Annotated in this window: 21 protein-coding genes; 10 read left to right on the forward strand and 11 right to left on the reverse strand. The window is 68.2% G+C overall.

Annotated features, from left to right (window positions below; translation table 11 throughout):
- The 4 genes from ACWDNU_RS39980 to ACWDNU_RS39995 form a co-directional block, all read right to left on the reverse strand.
- Positions 1-585, reverse strand: a 585-nt coding sequence (locus tag ACWDNU_RS39980) for a P-loop NTPase (protein ID WP_449672679.1), incomplete at its 3' end; no start/stop codon positions are given.
- 25 nt (positions 586-610) lie between these two features.
- Positions 611-1,108, reverse strand: a complete 498-nt coding sequence (locus ACWDNU_RS39985) for a DUF1003 domain-containing protein (RefSeq protein ID WP_354750980.1) — start codon at positions 1,106-1,108, stop codon at positions 611-613.
- Positions 1,101-2,402, reverse strand: a complete 1,302-nt coding sequence (locus ACWDNU_RS39990; RefSeq protein ID WP_370940271.1) for a magnesium transporter MgtE N-terminal domain-containing protein — start codon at positions 2,400-2,402, stop codon at positions 1,101-1,103. The genes ACWDNU_RS39985 and ACWDNU_RS39990 overlap by 8 nt, the downstream gene beginning before the upstream one ends.
- Before the next feature lie 57 nt (positions 2,403-2,459).
- The gene (locus ACWDNU_RS39995) at positions 2,460-3,374 is read right to left on the reverse strand and encodes an aminoglycoside phosphotransferase family protein (RefSeq protein WP_449672680.1); all 915 of its coding nucleotides are present in this window, start codon (positions 3,372-3,374) and stop codon (positions 2,460-2,462) included.
- 86 nt (positions 3,375-3,460) lie between these two features.
- Here ACWDNU_RS39995 and ACWDNU_RS40000 point away from each other — a divergent pair, with 86 nt between their 5' ends.
- Positions 3,461-4,360, forward strand: a complete 900-nt coding sequence (locus tag ACWDNU_RS40000) for a slipin family protein (RefSeq protein ID WP_449672681.1) — start codon at positions 3,461-3,463, stop codon at positions 4,358-4,360.
- On the opposite strand, the gene ACWDNU_RS40005 is transcribed toward ACWDNU_RS40000, so the two are convergent.
- Both ACWDNU_RS40005 and ACWDNU_RS40010 read right to left on the reverse strand, forming a co-directional pair.
- Positions 4,345-4,950, reverse strand: coding sequence for a DUF4190 domain-containing protein (locus ACWDNU_RS40005; protein ID WP_449672682.1), 606 nt, complete (start codon positions 4,948-4,950; stop codon positions 4,345-4,347). The two genes, ACWDNU_RS40000 and ACWDNU_RS40005, sit on opposite strands and share 16 nt — an antisense overlap.
- A gap of 58 nt (positions 4,951-5,008) precedes the next feature.
- Positions 5,009-5,353 carry a DUF4190 domain-containing protein gene (locus ACWDNU_RS40010; RefSeq protein WP_449672683.1) on the reverse strand — a complete coding sequence of 115 codons (345 nt, stop codon included), beginning with the start codon at positions 5,351-5,353 and terminating at the stop codon, positions 5,009-5,011.
- Positions 5,354-5,522: 169 nt separating this feature from the next.
- Between ACWDNU_RS40010 and ACWDNU_RS40015 the strand changes: the two genes are divergently transcribed.
- The 6 genes from ACWDNU_RS40015 (at position 5,523) to ACWDNU_RS40040 (ending at position 11,899) form a co-directional block, all read left to right on the forward strand.
- A complete protein-coding gene (locus tag ACWDNU_RS40015; protein WP_337823082.1) occupies positions 5,523-6,713 on the forward strand; it encodes an acyl-CoA dehydrogenase family protein in 1,191 nt (396 codons plus the stop codon).
- A gap of 78 nt (positions 6,714-6,791) precedes the next feature.
- Positions 6,792-7,319, forward strand: a complete 528-nt coding sequence (locus ACWDNU_RS40020; protein ID WP_370940565.1) for a general stress protein — start codon at positions 6,792-6,794, stop codon at positions 7,317-7,319.
- A 295-nt stretch (positions 7,320-7,614) separates the two neighbouring features.
- Entirely contained in the window at positions 7,615-8,934 is a 1,320-nt protein-coding gene (locus ACWDNU_RS40025) for an ABC transporter substrate-binding protein (RefSeq protein WP_449672684.1), read from the forward strand.
- Positions 8,931-9,878, forward strand: coding sequence for a carbohydrate ABC transporter permease (locus ACWDNU_RS40030; RefSeq protein ID WP_449672685.1), 948 nt, complete (start codon positions 8,931-8,933; stop codon positions 9,876-9,878). Before ACWDNU_RS40025 ends, ACWDNU_RS40030 begins: the two co-directional genes overlap by 4 nt.
- Positions 9,878-10,720, forward strand: coding sequence for a carbohydrate ABC transporter permease (locus ACWDNU_RS40035; protein WP_370940262.1), 843 nt, complete (start codon positions 9,878-9,880; stop codon positions 10,718-10,720). Before ACWDNU_RS40030 ends, ACWDNU_RS40035 begins: the two co-directional genes overlap by 1 nt.
- A gap of 3 nt (positions 10,721-10,723) precedes the next feature.
- Complete coding sequence (locus tag ACWDNU_RS40040) at positions 10,724-11,899, forward strand: ABC transporter ATP-binding protein (RefSeq protein ID WP_449672686.1); 1,176 nt, start codon at positions 10,724-10,726, stop codon at positions 11,897-11,899.
- A 44-nt stretch (positions 11,900-11,943) separates the two neighbouring features.
- On the opposite strand, the gene ACWDNU_RS40045 is transcribed toward ACWDNU_RS40040, so the two are convergent.
- Positions 11,944-12,849, reverse strand: a complete 906-nt coding sequence (locus ACWDNU_RS40045; protein WP_449672687.1) for a hypothetical protein — start codon at positions 12,847-12,849, stop codon at positions 11,944-11,946.
- 544 nt (positions 12,850-13,393) lie between these two features.
- Here ACWDNU_RS40045 and ACWDNU_RS40050 point away from each other — a divergent pair.
- On the forward strand, positions 13,394-13,588 hold the full coding sequence (locus ACWDNU_RS40050) for a PspC domain-containing protein (protein WP_344288589.1): 195 nt from the start codon (positions 13,394-13,396) through the stop codon (positions 13,586-13,588).
- Between the two features lie 269 nt (positions 13,589-13,857).
- Here the strand turns inward: ACWDNU_RS40050 and ACWDNU_RS40055 are convergent, their stop codons facing one another.
- From ACWDNU_RS40055 to corA, 4 genes are all read right to left on the reverse strand, one after another.
- Positions 13,858-14,205: a ClpX C4-type zinc finger protein gene (locus ACWDNU_RS40055; protein WP_370940258.1), complete on the reverse strand. Its 348-nt coding sequence runs from the start codon at positions 14,203-14,205 to the stop codon at positions 13,858-13,860.
- 54 nt (positions 14,206-14,259) lie between these two features.
- Positions 14,260-15,099 (reverse strand): chromosome partitioning protein ParB, encoded by an 840-nt coding sequence (locus ACWDNU_RS40060; protein ID WP_370940257.1) that lies wholly within the window; start codon positions 15,097-15,099, stop codon positions 14,260-14,262.
- Complete coding sequence (locus tag ACWDNU_RS40065; RefSeq protein WP_370940256.1) at positions 15,096-15,749, reverse strand: metallophosphoesterase family protein; 654 nt, start codon at positions 15,747-15,749, stop codon at positions 15,096-15,098. The genes ACWDNU_RS40060 and ACWDNU_RS40065 overlap by 4 nt, the downstream gene beginning before the upstream one ends.
- 197 nt (positions 15,750-15,946) lie before the next feature.
- Positions 15,947-17,035 (reverse strand): magnesium/cobalt transporter CorA, encoded by a 1,089-nt coding sequence (gene corA, locus ACWDNU_RS40070; RefSeq protein ID WP_037815877.1) that lies wholly within the window; start codon positions 17,033-17,035, stop codon positions 15,947-15,949.
- Between the two features lie 329 nt (positions 17,036-17,364).
- Between corA and ACWDNU_RS40075 the strand changes: the two genes are divergently transcribed.
- A complete protein-coding gene (locus tag ACWDNU_RS40075) occupies positions 17,365-17,868 on the forward strand; it encodes a MaoC family dehydratase (protein WP_037815874.1) in 504 nt (167 codons plus the stop codon).
- A gap of 32 nt (positions 17,869-17,900) precedes the next feature.
- A complete protein-coding gene (locus tag ACWDNU_RS40080; RefSeq protein WP_370940564.1) occupies positions 17,901-19,013 on the forward strand; it encodes a DUF2332 domain-containing protein in 1,113 nt (370 codons plus the stop codon).
- Positions 19,014-19,097 lie beyond the last annotated feature (84 nt).

The raw sequence follows: 19,097 nt of genomic DNA on the forward strand, positions 1-19,097 counted from the left end.
CGTGAACATGCCGATCGAGATCACCTTCACGCCGTGCGCCTGCGGCGGCATGATCATCGTGTCGACCTTGGTCGGCTTCTCGCGCGCGCCCAGCATGCGCGGCACCGAGTGGCCGTAGATGTCCGCGTCCACCACGCCGACCGACAGCCCGCGCTCGGCCATCGCCACGGCCAGGTTCACCGTCACTGACGACTTGCCGACGCCGCCCTTGCCGGACGCCACGCAGTACACCCGCGTCATCGAACCCGGCTGCGCGAACGGGATCACCGGCTCCGCCGCGTCGCCGCGCAGCGATTTGCGCAGCTCGGTGCGCTGCTCGTCGCTCATCACGTCCAGCTCGACCCGCACGTCGGCGACGCCGGGGAGCTTCGAGACGGCCTTCTTGGTGTCCGCGGTCAGCGTCGCCTTCAGCGGACAGCCCGCGACCGTGAGGTAAATCCCGACGTCGACCACCCCGTCGTCGCCGACCGCCACGTCCTTGACCATGCCGAGGTCGGTGATCGGTTTCTTGATTTCCGGGTCGTACACGTCCTTCAGCGCGGTGCGGACGTCGTCGACGCTGGGGAGCTGCTGTGTACCAGTCACGCTTCCATCGTACGTACTGCCCAGTTCAGCTTTGCTTGGCCTTGCGCGGCTTGGAGTCCACGTCGAGATCGTCGCGCAGCCGGTCGAGTTCGCTGCGCAGGTAGTCGCGGGTCGCGACCTCGCCGACCGCCAGCCGCAGCGCCGCCAGTTCGCGCGCGAGGTACTCGGTGTCCGCCTTGGTCTGCGCGGCGCGCGTGCGGTCCTCTTCCAGCGACACGCGGTCCCGGTCGTCCTGGCGGTTCTGCGCGAGCAGGATCAGCGGCGCGGCGTACGCGGCCTGCGTCGAGAACGCCAGGTTGAGCAGGATGAACGGGTACGGGTCCCACTGCAGCGACAACGCGGTCAGGTTCAGCACGATCCAGACGACCACGATGAGCGTCTGCCAGAACAGGTACTTCCCGGTGCCGAGGAACCGCGCGATCCGCTCGGTGAACCGGCCGAAGGTGTCCGGGTCGATGTTCAGCCGCAGGCGGGCCTGGCCGCGCGGCTGGTCGAGCCGGCGGCCGGAGCCGAGTTCAGGCACGTTCGGCCTCCTCTAGATCAGCACCGTCCGCGACGTCGTGCAGTCCGGTTTCGCGCCAGTCGTCGGGCAGCAGATGGTCGAGCACGTCGTCGACGGTGACGGCGCCGAGCAGGTGGTCTTCGGCGTCGACGACCGGGCCGCACGCCAGGTTGTACGCCGCGAAGTAGCGGGTGACCTCGGCCAGCGTCGCCTCCGGGCGCAGCGCGGTGAGGTCGGTGTCCACCGCGCTGGCGACCAGTTCGGCGGGCGGTTCGCGCAGCAGCCGCTGGAAATGCACGACGCCGACGAACCGGCCGGTCGGCGTTTCGGTCGGCGGGCGGCACACGAACACCATGCTGGCGAGCGCGGCGGGGAGTTCGGCGTTGCGGATGTGCGCCAGCGCCTCGGCGATCGTCGCGTCCGGCGTCAGCACCACCGGTTCCGGCGTCATCAGCCCGCCCGCGGTGTCCGACGAATACGCCAGCAACCGTTTGACCGGCGCGGATTCCTCCGGCTCCATCAGCTCCAGCAGCCGGCTCTGCTCGGCCGGGGCGAGCTCGGCGAGCAGGTCGGCGGCGTCGTCCGGGTTCATCGCCTCGAGGATGTCCGCGGCGCGTTCCTCGGCGAGGTAGGCCAGCAGTTCCTTCTGGTCGTCCTCGGGAAGCTCCTCGATGACGTCCGCGAGCCGTTCGTCGTCCATCGCGTCGGCGACCTCGTGGCGGCGCTTGATCGGCAGGTCGCGCAGGGTCGCGGCGACGTCGACCGCACGCATCGTGTCGAACAGCATCAGCAGCTGGCCCGCGCCCTGGGGCTGTCCGGTCAGGTCGGTGAGCCCGAGCCCGGAGACCTCGCTCCACGGCAGCACCTGCATCGCGGCACGCCGACGGCCGAGCGTCAGCCGCGTCGAGCGCTCGCGGACGGCGAGCTTGGCCAGCACCCAGTCCCGCGTTCGGGTCGGCTCCATCGCCGCGTCGACCACCGTCACCCGGGTTTCCGCTCCGGTGAGCGTGGCGTGCGCGTCGAGAAGCTGCCCGCACACCAGGACCTCGTTGGGCCGCTGGTGGAAATGCCGCATGTTGACCGAACCAGTGGCGAGCGTCACGGCGTTCGGTTCGATCGAGGTGACCCGCAGCATGGGGACGAACACCCGCCGCCGGGTCGCCAGCTCCACGACCATGCCGAGGATCCGCGGCGGCTGCTGGTCCAGCCGCAGGCCAGCGACTACGTCGCGGACCTTGCCGATCGATTCCCCGTCGGGCCCGAATACCGGCAGACCCGCGAGCTGTGCTGCGTAAACCCGGTTTGTGCCTGCCATGGCGCCGACACTATCGGCTGCTGCCGGTGCGCGCTCGTGCCGCGACTCGGCGAACTCTCAGCTAAGCAGCGCCCATCGGGTCAGCGCGGGGAGCGCCTCGGCGGACGGGCCGTCGTCGTCCTCATCCAAACCGCCGAAATCGACCAGATCCTGGGCGTGCCACAGCCGGTTCTGCACTGCCCGCACGAGCGTCCACGCCTTGGCGCGGTCGCGGTCCAGACCGCTCGCGGCGAGCTTCGAGTCCAGTGTGGACTCGCTGAACCGGTTCCACAGCAACGAAAGCGCGCCGTATTCGAGATCGCCGGCGAGCGGTTTCGGGTCGATCACCAGCCACGGTTCGCGGGTGCCGGACAGCACGTTCTCGTAATGCAGGTCCTCGTTCACCAGCGCGTTGCCCGCCTCCGGGCCGAGGTCGCGGCAGACCGCCAGCGCGGCGTCCAGTTCCCGGCGGGGGAGCGGTTCGCCCAGCTCCCGCCAGGACTTGGGCAGTTCTTCGAGCAGCTCCTCCGCTATGCCGGACAGCGTGCGGGTGAGTTCGGCGGGCGCGGGCACGGCGAGCCGGCGGGCCAGTTCGCTCATGATCTCGACGGCGGGCAGCAGCGGTTCGCCGTCCAGCGTGCGGCTGTCGTCGAGACGCTCCAGCAGCATCGCGCCGTCCTCGGGCGCGGACTCGTGCAGCAGCACCGATCCATGACCGGCCCATGTGGACAGTGCGAGCGGTTCGTCGCGCGATTCTTCTTCCACCCAGCCAAGTTTGAGCACAACGCGGGAGCCGTCCGCGCGCCGGGCGGGCTGGACGACGCCGACGTAGCCGTGCCGCGCGGTGTCCTCGAATTCCAACTCCCACTCCCGGGCGTACCGCTGCGCGAGCGAGGGCAGCGACGCGAGCCACGGGACGGCTTCCGGACCGAGCACCTTGGGGGCGCGTTCAGCGAAGGCGGGCGGGATCTCCAAAACGGTCACAACGCCCATCCTGGTCGGCCGCGCAAGCCGTTTCCGGGGTCGTCTTCCGCGCGTACAGTGGGTGGACAAAGGGTTTGGCGAACCCGGGAGCTGCCATGATCGTCGAGATTGTCAGCGCGGTGGTCGTCGCGGGCGGGGTGTGGCTCGCTTCCGCGGTGCGCGTGGTGAAACAGTACGAACGCGGGCTGGTGTTCCGTTTCGGCCGGGTGCGCTCGCAGGTCCGCGACCCCGGGCTCGCGCTGCTGCTGCCGATAGCCGACCGCATGCAGAAGGTGAACATGCAGGTCGTGACGCTGCCGGTGCCCGCGCAGGACGGCATCACCCGCGACAACGTCACGGTCCGGGTGGACGCGGTCGTGTACTTCAAGGTGGTCGACCCGGTGCTGGCCGCGGTCCACGTGCAGGACTACCGGTCGGCGATCGGCCAGGTCGCGCAGACGTCGCTGCGGTCCATCATCGGCAAGAGCGACCTCGACGACCTGCTGTCGAACCGCGAACGGCTCAACGAGGGCCTCGAGCTGATGATCGACAGCCCGGCGCTGGACTGGGGCATCCACATCGACCGGGTGGAGATCAAGGACGTCGCGCTGCCGGAGTCGATGAAGCGCTCGATGTCGCGCCAGGCCGAGGCCGAACGCGAACGCCGCGCCCGGGTGATCTCCGCGGACGGCGAGCTGCAGGCGTCGCACAAGCTCGCGCAGGCCGCCGCGACGATGGCGGACACCCCGGCAGCGCTGCAGTTGCGGCTGCTGGAGACGGTGGTGCAGGTGTCGGCGGAGAAGAACTCGACGCTGGTGCTGCCGTTCCCGGTGGAGCTGCTGCGGTTCCTGGACGCGCGGACCGATCCGCCGGCGAAACCGGCCGCGAAACCGCCGGAGCCGCGGACGTCGGCGGAGTCAGTGGAGTCTTCGGAGTCTCCGGAACCGGTCAGCAACGGGCAGGTCGCCCCGCCCGAGGGCGAGGCGAGCGACGTGCCGGATCAGCGGTCGAGGTAGCCGTTCAGGCCGAGGACCAGCAGCGTCACGAAGAAGCCGACCCACATCGCGACCGTCACGTAGCCGAGCACGACGGCTGACAGCGCCATGGTGCGTCCGCCTGCTTCGTTGCGGTTGGCCTTGGCCAGCGCGACGTGACCCATCGCGATGCCGGGAACCGCGAGAACGCAGGTCACCAGCCCGATCACCGAGCACACCAGCGCACCGGTCGCGAGCCCGGTGTCGGTGTTTTGCGCGTACGGCTGGTAAGGCGCGCCGTACGGCGGCGGAGCCGGGAAGGCCTGGTACGCGGGCGGCGGCGCGAACGGATCCGGCTGCGGCGCAACGGGATACGGCGACGCGGCCGGTTGCGCGGCGGGAGCCGGTTGGTCGCCGGGCAGCTGCGCGACCGGGCCGGGGTCGGGCGCGGTCCAGCCCGGCGGGGGAACCAGCGGGTCAGCCTCCGAACGAGCCTCCGAAGTGGACGAGACGGCGTCCGCCGGGGCCTCGTACGGTGTGGGGTCGGCGGTGGCCGGCGGCTCGTACGGAGCGGGGTCCGCGGTCGGCGGCGGATCGTAGGCCGCCGGTTCGCGGTCGGACGGAGTGGTCATCGGGGCTCCCTCGAGGTGCCGGGTTCGAAGGACGACGCTACCGGGAATCGCGGCGGCATCAGCCGAAAACTCCCGACTGGACCAGCGCGTGCACGATCAGCGGGATCGCGATGGCCCAGACGATCAGCGCGGCGTAGCCGATCACTAATCCGGCGAGCGCCAGCGCGCCGCCCGTGCCGCGGCCGCGCCGGGCCCGGTAGAACGCGATGTGCCCCATCACGATCCCGGCGATGGCCATCGGCGCGCACAGCACGAACCCGGCGATGGAGCACACCAGCGACCCGAGCGCGAGCCCCGCGCCCGGCGTCGGGCCTTGCGGGGGATAGGGCTGGTGCTCGTACGACGGGTGCGTGTAGCCGTCGCGGCCGGCAGGCTCGTCCCGGTCGTCGCTGGCCTCGCTCATCGGGATCCTTCTCGCGGTTTCGGGTGGATCAGCACCTTATCCGCACCTTAACGGGGGAAACCGGGGCCCGGCGTGAGCACCCTCATAGCCGCTCGGGCGCGAACCAGTCATACTCCCCGGTAACCCCAGCGCCGGGAGCCGGCGTCGCCCGCAGTGAGGAGCTGAGCTCATGGCCCGTCTCGCCCGGACCGCCGGCCTGACCGATGTGCAGCAGGAGATCCTGTCCACGGTGCGTTCGTTCGTGGACAAGGAGATCATCCCGCACGCGCAGGCTCTGGAGCACGCCGACGAGTACCCGGCCGAGATCGTCGAGGGCATGAAGGAGATGGGCCTGTTCGGGCTCACCATCCCGGAGGAGTACGGCGGCCTCGGCGAATCGCTGCTCACCTACGCGCTGGTGGTCGAGGAGATCGCGCGCGGCTGGATGAGCGTGTCCGGCGTGATCAACACGCACTTCATCGTGGCGCACATGATCAAGCAGCACGGCACCCCGGAGCAGAAGCAGCACTTCCTGCCCCGGATGGCGACCGGCGAGGTCCGCGGCTCGTTCTCGATGTCGGAGCCGGACCTTGGCTCGGACGTCGCGGCGATCAAGACCCGCGCTAAGCGCGAGGGTGACGACTATGTGATCGACGGCGCGAAGATGTGGCTCACCAACGGCGGTTCGTCGAACTTGATCGCGTTGTTGGTGAAGACGGACGAGGGCGCGGAGAAGGCGCACCAGAACCTCACGACGTTCCTGGTCGAGAAGCCGTCCGGGTTCGGCGAGGTGCTTCCAGGCCTGACGATTCCGGGCAAGATCGACAAAATGGGCTACAAGGGCGTCGACACCACCGAAGCGGTGTTCGACGGCTTCAAGATCGGCGCCGACAAGGTCCTCGGCGAGGCTCCGGGCAAGGGCTTCTCGTACATGATGGACGGTGTCGAGGTCGGCCGCGTGAACGTCGCGGCGCGCGCGTGCGGGATCGCGATCCGGTCCTTCGAGCTGGCGATCGCTTATGCCCAGCAGCGTTCGACGTTCGGCAAGCCGATCGCGCAGCACCAGGCGATCGCGTTCAAGCTCGCGGAGATGGCGACCAAGGTCGAGGCCGCGCACCTGATGATGGTCAACGCCGCACGGCTCAAGGATTCCGGCGCCCGCAACGACGTCGAGGCCGGGATGGCGAAGCTGATCGCCAGCGAGTACTGCGCCGAGGTGACCCAGGAAGCGTTCCGGATCCACGGCGGTTACGGCTACTCCAAGGAATACGAGATCGAGCGGCTCATGCGCGAGGCCCCGTTCCTGCTGATCGGCGAGGGCACCAGCGAAATCCAGAAAACCATCATCAGCCGCGGCCTGCTGCGGGATTACAAAGCCTGACCCGCGTCTCGCCGGAGTTCGCGCGCTCCGCCGGTTCTTGACAAGATGGAGCCCTCGGACCGGACGAGTGCGCAGGTGATGATGGTGAGCAGTCCCTTTGGTGGCGGTCAGGGCCAGGCCGGGCTGCCGCGGCTCCCGACCCCGCCGTCCGGCTGGCCGATCGGGTCGTACTCGACCTACGGCGAGGCGCAGCAGGCGGTCGATTTCCTGGCGGAAAGCGAGTTCGCGGTCACCGACGTCACGATCGTCGGCGTCGACCTGATGCTGGTCGAACGCGTCATCGGCCGGCTGTCGTGGGGCCGCGTGCTCGCCGCGGGCGCGATGTCGGGCGCGTGGTTCGGCCTGTTCGCCGGGCTGCTGCTGGGGATGTTCGTCAACCAGGGCGGCTTCACGCTGCAACTGCTGACCGGGCTGGTGCTCGGGGTCCTGTCCGGGCTGGCGTTCTCCGCGATCGGATACCGCACGTCGCGCGGGCGCCGGGATTTCTCGTCGGCGAGCCAGCTCGTCGCCGGCCGGTACGACGTGCTGTGCCAGCCGCGCAGCGCGGAGCAGGGCCGCGAGCTGCTCGCGAAGCTGGCGCTGCGACCGCCGCCCGCCACGGCTTGAACTCGCCTTCACGAGGCCAGACCCGCGCCGCCGTCCGCCACGGCGTAAATACCCACGGGACTTTTTCACCCGTCCTTCCGATGGTTCGCGCGCACCTGGCTGAATCGTTACCGACCCTGCTTGCGGCGGGTGATCGCCGGGCATAGGTTGTCCGACACCGGTTGGCCGGTCGTGTCCTCCAGCGCGGCCTGCCGGCAACTGGCACGTCGGGGTGCTGGCTCGGGTCCGCCTCGTCGCGGCGTGCTGTCTGGGGGCGGCGCCGGACGGTGCCGTGTGCACACGCGAGGAGGCTTGGATGGGGAAGAAACGGCCCAGCGGCAAGAAACGAGGACCTACCCGCGCGGGGGCACTGCTCGCGGCGGGCTTGATGACCAGCGGCCTGGCAGCAGGCTGCGGAACGGCTTCCGGGACGACGATCAACGTCTACTACTCCCCGGAGGACCATTTCCAGACGGTCGTCGACAACTGCAACAAGGCCGCCGCCGGGCGGTACCGGATCGTCTACAACAAGCTGCAGCGCGGTTCGGACGACCAGCGGATCCAGATGGCGCGCCGGCTCGCCGCGGGCGACACGTCGATGGACGTGCTCGGCCTCGACGTCACCTGGGTCTCGGAGTTCGCCGAGGCGGGCTGGGTCGACGAGTGGACCGGGCAGAACAAGACGGCCGCTTCCGAGGGCGTGCTGCAAGGCCCGCTGGAAACCGCGACGTATCAAGGAAAGCTCTACGCCGCGCCGAAGAACACCAACGTGCAATTGCTCTGGTACGACGATCGCCTCACCCCGACCCCGCCGAAGACGTGGGACGAGATGATGCAGATGTCGCAGCAGCTCAAGAGCCAACACAAACCGTATTCCGTCGTGTTCACCGGCGCGCAGTACGAGGGCCTGGTCGTCATCTACAACACGCTGGTGGAATCGCTCGGCGGGCACATCCTGTCCGACGACGGGAAATCCGTGGTGATGGACGAGGGCGCGGTGCAGGCGCTGGAACTGCTGAAGAAGGTCACGTCTTCGGGGATCACCGATCCGTCGCTGACGAACCAGAAGGAGGACGACGTCCGGCGGACGTTCCAGGGCGGCGGCGCCGCGTTCGAGCTGAACTGGCCGTTCGTTTACGCCTCCTACGCCGAGGAAAAGCCGCAGGACCTGGCGCACTTCAAGTGGGCGGTGTATCCGCAGGCGAAGGCGGGCATTCCGTCGAAGAGCACGATCGGCGGTTTCGATCTCGCGGTGAGTGCGTACTCGCAGCACAAGCCCGAGGCGTACGAAGCGGCGTTGTGCTTGCGCAGCAAGGAAAATCAGAAGGTGTCCGCGATCAACGACGGGGTGCCGCCGACGATCGAGTCGGTGTACCACGACGACGTGCCGGTGGACCCGGCGAAACCGGTGTCGGCGGACAACCCGAACATGGCGCAGAAGTACCCGATGCGCGACGCCATTCTGTCGGCGCTGAAAACCGCCGCGGTCCGGCCGCTCACGCCGGTGTATCAGAACCTGTCCACGGTGATGTCGAAAATCATCTCTCCGCCGTCGGCGATCGATCCGCAGGCGACCGCGCAGAAATTGCGGGAACAGCTCGATGACGCGCTCCAGTCGAAGGGAGTGATCCCGTGACCGTCCAGGATCCCGCCGCGACCACGCAGGAAGCGGCGCACCGCAAGGGAAAGCCCGCGCTTTCCGAGGGCAAGAAGGCGGAACGGCGGCTCGGGCTCTGGCTGTGCGCGCCCGCCTTCCTCGTGATGATCGCGGTGACCGGATACCCGATCATCTATTCGGTCTGGCTTTCGCTGCAGCGTTACGACCTGCGGTTCCCGTCGCAGCACGAGTTCATCGGATTCTCCAATTACGCCGCGGTGCTCACCAATTCCTACTGGTGGACGGCGTTCGGCACCACGATGTTCCTCACGGTCGTTTCGGTGGCGATCGAATTCGTGCTCGGCATGGGGCTCGCGCTGATCATGCACCGCACGCTCGTCGGCCGCGGACTGGTGCGCACCGTCGCGCTGATCCCGTACGGCATCGTGACCGTGGTGGCCGCGTTCTCGTGGTATTTCGCGTGGACGCCCAAAACCGGGTACCTGGCGAACGCGCTGGGCGAGGGCGTCGCACCGCTGACCGACCAGTGGCCGTCGCTGTTCATCATCATTCTCGCCGAGGTGTGGAAGACGACGCCGTTCATGGCGCTGCTGCTGATGGCCGGGCTGGCGCTAGTGCCGGACGACCTGCTGAAGGCCGCGGCGATGGACGGCGCGACCGCGTGGCAGCGGTTCACCAAGGTAATGCTGCCGGTGATGAAACCGGCGATCCTCGTCGCGCTGCTGTTCCGCACGCTCGACGCGTTCCGCATTTTCGATAACATTTACGTGCTCACCGGCGGCGCGCAGGACACCGGATCGGTGTCCATGCAGACCTACGACAACCTGGTCAAGGGGCTCAACCTCGGGATCGGCTCCACCATGGCGGTGCTGATCTTCATCACCGTGGCGATCATCGCGTTCCTCTTCATCAAGGTCTTCGGCACCGCCGCGCCCGGCACGGACGACGGGGGGAAGCGCTGATGGCCATCGGAGGTGCGGCCACGACCGGCCGCAAAGTGGGCTGGGGCCTGCTCGACATCCTGGTGCTGGTGTTCGCGATCGTCCCGGTGCTGTGGGTGCTTTCGCTGTCGTTCAAGACGAAAGCGACGCTCACCGACGGCAATTTCATCCCGGTGGAATGGACGCTCAAGAATTACGCGGACATTTTCCAGACCACGGAGTTCCTGCGCGCGCTGGTGAACTCGATCGGCATCGCGGTGATCTCCACGGTCATCGCGGTGGTGCTGGGCACGATGGCGGCGTACGCGATCGCCCGGCTGGACTTCCCCGGGAAGCAACTGCTGGTAGGGCTTTCCCTGCTGATCGCGATGTTCCCGCAGGTCTCGCTGGTCACCCCGCTGTTCAACATCGAACGCGGGCTCGGCCTTTTCGACACCTGGCCGGGGCTGATCCTGCCCTACATCACGTTCGCGCTGCCGCTGTCGATCTACACGCTGTCCGCGTTCTTCCGGGAAATCCCGTGGGAGCTGGAAAAGGCGGCGAAGATGGACGGCGCGACGCCGGCGCAGGCATTCCGGAAGGTGATCGCGCCGCTGGCCGCGCCGGGCGTGTTCACCACGGCGATCCTGGTGTTCATCCTTTGCTGGAACGACTTCCTGTTCGCCATCTCGCTGACGTCCACCGAGTCGTCGCGCACGGTGCCGGCGGCGTTGTCGTTCTTCACCGGGTCCTCGCAGTTCGAGGACCCGACTGGCCAGGTGTGCGCGGCCGCGGTCGTGATCACGGTGCCGATCATCCTGTTCGTGTTGTTTTTCCAGCGTCGCATCGTGGCGGGGCTGACGTCCGGTGCGGTGAAGGGCTGACCCATGGCTGAAATCGTTCTCGACAAGGTTTCCAAGCGCTATCCCGACGGCGCGCTCGCGGTGTCCGAAGTGGACATCACGATCGCCGACGGCGAGTTCATCATCCTGGTCGGCCCGTCCGGCTGCGGGAAGTCGACCACGCTGAACATGGTCGCCGGGCTGGAGGACATCTCCTCGGGCGAACTGCGCATCGACGGCAAGCGGGTCAACGAGAAGGCCCCGAAGGACCGGGACATCGCGATGGTGTTCCAGTCGTACGCGCTGTACCCGCACATGAGCGTGCGGGAAAACATGGCGTTCCCGCTGCGGCTGGCCAAAGTGGACGACAAGATCGTCCGGTCCAAAGTGGAGGAAGCGGCGACGATCCTCGACCTGACCCAGCATCTCGACCGCAAACCGGCCAACCTGTCCGGCGGGCAGCGGCAGCGGGTGGCGATGGGCCGGGCGATCGTCCGCAACCCCAAGGCGTTCCTGATGGACGAGCCACTGTCCAACTTGGACGCGAAACTGCGCGGCCAGATGCGTACCTCGGTGTCCAAGATTCAGAAGCAGCTGGGCACGACCACGCTGTACGTCACGCACGACCAGACCGAGGCGATGACCCTCGGCGACCGCGTCGTGGTGCTGCGCGCTGGGTACGTGCAGCAGATCGGTTCGCCGCAGTTCCTGTACGACAACCCGGCGAACCTGTTCGTGGCCGGGTTCATCGGCTCGCCGTCGATGAACTTCGTCCCCGCGACGCTCGAAAACGGGGAGCTGCGCAGTTCGCTGGGCACCACCCCGCTCAGCGACCGGATCCGCCGGATGGCCGAGGCAGCGGACGCCCCGCGCGAGGTGATCATGGGCATCCGCCCGGAACACTTCGAGGACGCCGCACTGGCCGAATCGGGCCGGGAGAGCGCGACGTTCACCGCGCACGTGGACGTGCTGGAGTCGATGGGTTCGGAGAAGTTCGCGCACTTCACCGTGGACGGCGGGGTCGCCAGCTCGGCCGACCTGGCGGAACTGGCCGCGGACAGCGGTTCGGCCGACGTCCCCGGTGCGGAATCGCTGATCGTGGCCCGGCTGTCGGCCGAATCGGCCGCCGCGGAGAACCAGGACCTGCGGATCTCGTTCGACGCGGACAAGGTGAAGCTCTTCGACCCGTCCAACGGGCGAAATCTCACCTACTCCGACTGAGCTGACGGTCTGTGAAGGGCTCCTCGCGAGCCCTTCACGGACGCTCAGGGGATCCGCGAAAAGACCGTCGCAGCAGCGGTGCGCGCGGCCGGGCAAGCCGCCTCGCCGCCCGCACCGCTGGTGTCGACCACGCTCACCGTCGCCTGCTCGGCGCGTCCCGGGGTCGCCGGGGAGGGCTGCACCGTCCGGACCCGGCAGAACGCCCCGTCGGCGGCCACCCGCGCCATCCGGTTGCCGAGCGTTTCGGACGGCCCCGCCGGAGCTTGGCGCACCACCGCGAACTCCAGGCTCACCTTGTCGAGAATGCAGGAATGCCCGGCGATCCCGGCCGTCGCGTCGCCGCCCTGCGCCCCGGACGCGCCGAGGATCGCGCAGGAATCCACCCGCCCCCAGGACCGGTCCGGCAACTGCGGATGCCGCACCCGATTGCCGGTCACCGCGTCGAGCACCCCGCCGACGACGTCGTCCGCCGCGGCGCACCGGTCCTCCGCACTGCCGCGATCGTCCCCGTCGGTGATCGAAACGGCCAGCCGGACCCCGTCGGCGAACGTGATCGCCCGCCCGCACGACCGGTCAGGCACGAAACCGGCCTGCTGCACGGAAACCCCGTCCGGCACCTTGCCCGCGTAGTCGTAAGCCTTGATGTTGGGATCGCGATCGGCCGCGAGCGGCCCGACGGTGACCGTGCGGGGCCGCCCGGCCTGGACGAAGTCCGCCTGGCACGCGGTGAACGAGGAATCAGGCGTGTCGGCGGTGGTGTTCTTGAGCCGCTTCGGGTCGAGGAGGCTGCAGTAATCGAGCGTGGCGAAGTCCCCGAGCGCCGCGATCGCGGTGAGCGGTACCGGCGTGGACTGCGCCTGCTCCGCCGGGGCGGACTCCGCGGAACATCCGACGCTCGCGGCGAGAAGCACCGAACAGCCGACCGCGAGGACTCCGAGTGGGTTACGCACGGGGTGCAGTATCACCGTGAGTGGCGAAAAATCCAGCCCCCGCCGGGAAATCCCACAATTCGCTGAGTCATCACCGCTGGTCGGGGAGTTTTTGGCGGGCGAATGGGGGAGACGATTTCGCCGGACGGGCTTGGCGGTTTGGCGGGTGGGTTGTCGACGGCACCCGAGTCGGACGGGCGCGTGGGGGTGTTGGCCGGTATCCGGTTCGCGTGAGTTGTCGGTGGGAAGCTGGGTCCGTGTGGCGAGCGGATTAGGTCTGCCGGTCGGTCGCGAGTGACCGGGCTCCGGCCAGTTGGCCGGGCGTACGTGGATTCCGCGCAGGGCGGCTTTGCCTGGGCAGTGTTGGGGCACCGGCTCCGAGACTGACCGGCCCTAGATTTCTGCCCCAAGAAGAGCGCTGAACTGCGAGTTCCCGCCCCGACCCCGATTCCTCCCCCGTACCGGACCCCATCCCCTTAGGGGTCCGGATCGTCCCGCGGAGCGATGTATCCCAGCGCCGGTCGTGGTGACATAGAGGTACGAACCCAAACGGGAGGGGAACACGATGACCGCACCTGTCACCCACCGACTGAGCCGGCCGCGAGAGGGGCGCATGATCGGCGGCGTTTGCGCCGGACTGGCCCGTCGCTTCGGGACCACGCCGGGCAAGATCCGGGTGCTCGCGCTGGTCTCCTGCCTGCTGCCAGGGCCGCAGTTCATCGGATATCTGATCCTGTGGGCCATCATCCCCAGCGACTGACCCGCCGAGCGAACTGTCTGAGGGGGCGGCCGCCCGCGACGCTCGATCGGCGCGGACGGGCCGAGGCAAAGCCGCTGAGCTCGATCGGTCCGGACGGGCCGCGCAAGGCCACTGAGCTCGATCGGCCCAGACGCGCCGCGCAAGCCATTGAGATCGATCGGCCCGGACGCGCCGCGCAAAGCCATCGAGATCGATCGGCCCGGACGGGCCGCGCAAAGCCATTGAGGTCGATCGGCCCTCTCCCGCCACCAAACGGGAGGGGGCCAGTCTCATTTCCGCTCGGCGGAAAACCGCTCCCAGGCCGACTGCCGCGTCACGCCGAGCGCCTCGCCGATCCGCGCCCACGCCACCCCGCGCGTCCGCAGCAAATCCACCTGCTCCTGGATCCGCGCGTCCGTCTGCGCGCTCACCTTCGCCATCCGCGGGATGCTCTCCAGGATTTCCTCGTCCGATTTCCGCTCCCACAGCGTCACCTCGGGCGTTCCAGGCTCGTGTTCCCCGGCCAGAATCTGGCCGCACAGCCCGACGCAGCCATCGCAGATGTAGACGCCGGATCCGGCGATCAGTTTGGCCACCTCGTCGGCCGGTTTCAGGCAGAACGAGCAGTACGAAGTCATGAGAAACCTCCCGATGTCAGGACTAGCCTGACACGTCAGGGGAGACCTGACAAGTCACTGCTGGGAGCGCAGCGTTTCGATGACCTCCTCGTCCCAGCGGTGCGTCCGGATCAGCCGGTACCGCTCGCACGCGACCCACAGGTACGCCTCGGCCTCGGTACGGTCGCCGATCAGGTCGGCTTGCCGGAGCATCGCCACCACCGGTGTGAATTCCTCGTCGAACCACCGTTGCGCGACGGTCGCGCGGTCGGTGAACCGGCCTTCGTCTTGCATGAGCCGGAAACCCCACGCCTCGACGTGTTCACCGAGTTGCGCGTAGTTCCACGGATCCGTCACCAGCACCGAAGCGCGGGCATGGCCGGACAGCGGAACCCGTTCCAGGAACAGCCGCCGGTAGTCCTTCACGATCAGGTCGCCGCGATACCGGATGCCGCTCGGATTCAGCTTGGTGCGCACGGCAATCACTGAAGCTTCTATTGTGGACAGTCCCTGCGCCAGCGCGACCGAAACCCGGTGGTGGCCATCGATAATGAAGTGCAGCTCGCCGATGCGGTACACCTCGATCGGCGGGATCGCTTCGCCGCGGCGGGCGGCCAGCGCGAGTCGTTCCCAGCGTTGCCGGACCCGGGCGGAAGTGGGACGGAAGCGGCGGTCGAAATCGCGGCTCCGGTCGACGGTGCCGACGATCGAGTCCAAAGTGATCACTCGCGTCCCGATCCGCGCTTCGCTGACGTAACCGAGCGCCTGCACCACTTCGTGGAACGGCAGCATGATGTTGACGTCGTCGGGTTCCCGGCGCAGCCACGTGGAAAGCCGCGACAGCACCTGCCGGCGGCGGGCTCGCAGGAAGTCGTTTTCGGCGTCAGCGCGCGGGAAACCGGTCGGTCGGGTCATCGCGGGAACTCCATCACCTGATAGCCCACCACATTGCGGATCCGGGTATGCCCTGCCACGCGGTCGGGCACCGGTTCGCCGTGCGGATGGATGTGTCCGTGCAGCAGCCACTGCGGCCGCAGGGTTTCGATCGTGCGGTGCAGGCAGGTGAAACCTTGGTGCGGCGGATCTTCGCGGTCGCCGAGATTCCGCGGCGGCGAATGCGTCAGCAGAATGTCGATTCCGTTGCCATCGCGCCATTTCCGCCACCGGAAACGCCGCTCCAGCCGCCGGGCCCGGCGCGCCTGCTGGCGTTGCGTCCATTGATTCGGGCCGTCGCGGTAACGGATGGAACCGCCGAGCCCGGCGATGCGCAGACCGGCGACGTCGACGATCCGGCCGTCGGCGTTGATTCCGCCGGCCGGGCCGGGCCATTCGGTCGGGAAACCGTCCTTCATGGACAGTCCGCCGTAGCGGGTGAAGCCGCTCAGGTCCGGATCGTGATTGCCCGGAACGAACACGCACGGCACGTCGAGCATGCCGGCGAGGAACTCGAGATACGCGAACGGCAGATCGCCGGCGGCGACGACGAGGTCGACCCGCAGCGAGCGGACCGCGGAGGTCCACAGCCGCTCGTCGGCCTCGTCGGCCACCACCAGCGCTTTCGGCATGCGCCAAGGTTACGGCGCACGCGACTTCACTTCATGCCGTGCGCGAACCCGGGGTTGAGCGCGATCATCGCGACGATGCCGACGATCCACACGAGGCAGAGGGCCAGGGCCCAGAACTTGAGGTTGGACAGCAACCGGGACATGACGAGACAAACCTCCTGCAACCGGGGGAAGAAAGGGGGGACCGCGAGGGGTGGCTACAGCCAGCCGTTCTTCCGGAATATTCGGTACAGCAGCAGACAGATCGCGAGAATGATCGTGACCACGATCGGATAGCCGAACTGCCAATGCAGCTCGGGCATGTAGTCGAAGTTCATGCCGTAGATGCCCGCGACCATCGTGGGCACCGTGATGATCGCCGCCCACGCGGTGATCTTGCGCATGTCGGTGTTCTGCTGCAGCGAGATCTTCGCGACTGTCGCGTCGACCAGGGTGCTGAGCAGTTCGTCGAACGCCGCGACGCGTTCGGACACCGTCGCGAGGTGGTCGGCGACGTCGCGGAAATACGAGCGGACCTCGTCCGGCACCAGCCGCGTGTAGCCCTCGGCGAGCCGCGACACCGGCGTGGCGAGCGGGACCACCGCGCGCCGCAGTTCGAGCACTTCCCGCTTCATCAGGTAGATCTGCTCGGCGCTCACCGACGACCGCGGCGCGAACACCTGCGCCTCGATCTCGTCGATGTCCGCCTCGATCCGGCTGGTGACCTCCAGGTAGTGGTCGACCACGTGGTCGGCGATCGCGTGCACGACCGCCGCCGCGCCGAGGGCGAGCCGCTCCGGGTCGTCGTCGAGGTCACGGCGCAGCCGGGCGAGGCCGGAGTGGTTGCCGTGCCGGACGGTGATCACGAAATCGCGGCCGAGGAACACCATCAGCTCGCCGGTTTCCACGATCTCGTTCGCCGTGGTCGGCGACTGGTGCTCGACGTAGCGGACTGTTTTCAGCACCAGGAACAGCGTGTCGTCGTAGCGTTCCAGCTTCGGCCGCTGATGCGCCTCCAGTGCGTCCTCGACGGCCAGTTCGTGCAGGCCGAAGGTGTCCGCGATGCCCTGGATCTGGTCGGAATCGGGCTCGTGCAGGCCGATCCAGACGAAACCCGCGTGCCGCTTGCGCACCTCGCGGATCGCCTCGGCGTGCGTCCAGCGCCCTGGCAGCCGCTTGCCGTCGACATACACCGCGCAATCGACGACATACGCAGACAGCGGCACCGGGATCGGCCGGTCGAGATTGGCCTTGGCCCGGTTGTTGCCGCGGCCGCGAAGGCCGCCAAGCGAGGGAATGGCAGGCATGGGTTCTCCTGGGCAGACGTCGTGAAGCACGAAGACGACGGCCAGGCGGACTGCGGAGTCCGTCCGGCGGCACCGTGAGTTCCCGGACGCGGGCCTACCAGGAAGGGAAAAGGCCGACCGGCGGGGCGGGAACGCACGTACTACTAGGGAGCGGACTATCACCACTGCTCATGAGCGGTTCCTCACCTCCTTTCGGCCGGGGCACGCCAGGGCGTGCGAAGTGGCAGGGGTCGCGTTGACGCGCGATCACCGATGGTCGAGGGTACTCCTCACCACGGATACGTGTCGCACCTGGTTCGGCAGGTGTTACCCGGACAGGAGGCGCAAGCGTGCAATTCGGCCGGTATTACGAGGAGTTCGAGGTCGGCGCGGTCTACAAGCACTGGCCCGGCAAGACCGTCACCGAATACGACGACCATCTGTTCTGCCTGATCACGATGAACCACCACCCGCTGCACCTGGACGCGCACTACGCGGGCGAGACGACCGATTTCGGCAAGAACGTCGTGGTCGGCAACTACATCTACTCGCTGCTGCTCGGCATGTCGGTGCCCGACGTGTCCGGGAAGGCCATCGCGAACCTCGAGGTCGAATCGCTCAAGCACGTGAAGCCGACGTTCCACGGCGACACGATTTACGGCGAGACCGAGGTGCTCGACAAGACCCCGTCGAAGTCCAAGGACGACCGGGGAGTGGTGTATGTCGAGACACGGGGGTACAAACAGGACGGCACCATCGTGTGCATTTTCCGGCGCAAAGTGATGGTGCCGAAACGGTCCTACGGCGACACCCGCGGCGGCGAACAGCCCGGCCGCCCGACGCCGCACGAGTGATCGATCCGCCGCGAAGAGGAGCACGGGTGGCCATCGCCCTGGAGAAGATCAAGCAGACGCTGCGCAGGTTCGCCGAGACGGAGGCGCGCGGGGTTTCGCCGCTGTACGACCACCTCGCGACGCACGCAGCCGAGGACGACGACGTCGCCGCGCTCCTGACCGACGCCCGCGGCGGCGAAGCGCGCGGCACCTTGCTGTTCGCCGCCGCGCACCGGCTGGTGCAGGCGGATCCGATTCATCCGCTGTCGCGCTATTACCCGTCGGTCGGCGGTTTCGACGGCGTCGACGGCGAGACGTGGCCGTTGTTCCGCTCGTTCCTGCTGGAGCGCGCGGACCAGGCTCGCGAGATCATCTCGACCCGCTACACGCAGACGAACGAGGTGCGCCGCGCCGCCCTGCTGTACCCGGCGGTCGCGGCGGCGGCGAAGGAAGCGGGCGGCAAGATCGCGCTGCTCGAGGTCGGCTGCAGTGCGGGATTGCTGCTGGGGCTCGACCGGTTCGGTTACCGCTATCAGTGCGACGGTGGCGAGCAGCTCACCGCTGGCCCGGCTAAGGCCGCGGTCGGGCTGCACTGCGCGATCGATGTCGCGGACGGCGCGAAGTTGCCCAAGCTGCCCAAGAAGGTCGCTGTCGCGGCCCGAGCGGGGCTGGACCGGGCTCCGGTGGACCTCTCGGACGAGGACGAGTTGGCGTGGCTGGAGGCGTGCGTCTGGGCCGATCAGGTCGACCGGATCCGGCTGCTGCGCACGGCTGCCGCGGAACAGCGGAAGCACACCCCGGAGCTGATCGCCGGGGACGCGGTGGACGACCTTGCGTCGGCGGCCGCGCGGCTGCCGGAGGAACTGCCGCTGGTGGTGCTGACGAGCCACGCGCTGGCATACGTCTGGGACCGGCGGGCGGACTTCGTGGCCGAACTGGGGCGGCTGTCCTCGACCCGGCCGGTGTGGTGGGTCAGCCAGGAGTTCTACAAGGCTGGGCTGGAAACGGTCTTGCCCGGACGGGACGACCTGTCCTCGGGCGATTCGGCCGACGGCGAGCCCGCGATGGCGGTGCTCGGGCTGACGACCTGGATAAACGGGAAACCCGAGGCCCGCGCGCTGGCCCGGACGGCGCCGCACGGGCAGCGGATGACCTGGCTGCCCTGAGCTGTCTCGTGAGTGGCGATCCCGGTTAGAACCGTGAAAGCCACACACGACCCCCCACCCCCCCCACCCTAAACACAACGCAAA

The organism is Amycolatopsis sp. NPDC003676 (genome assembly GCF_053587275.1).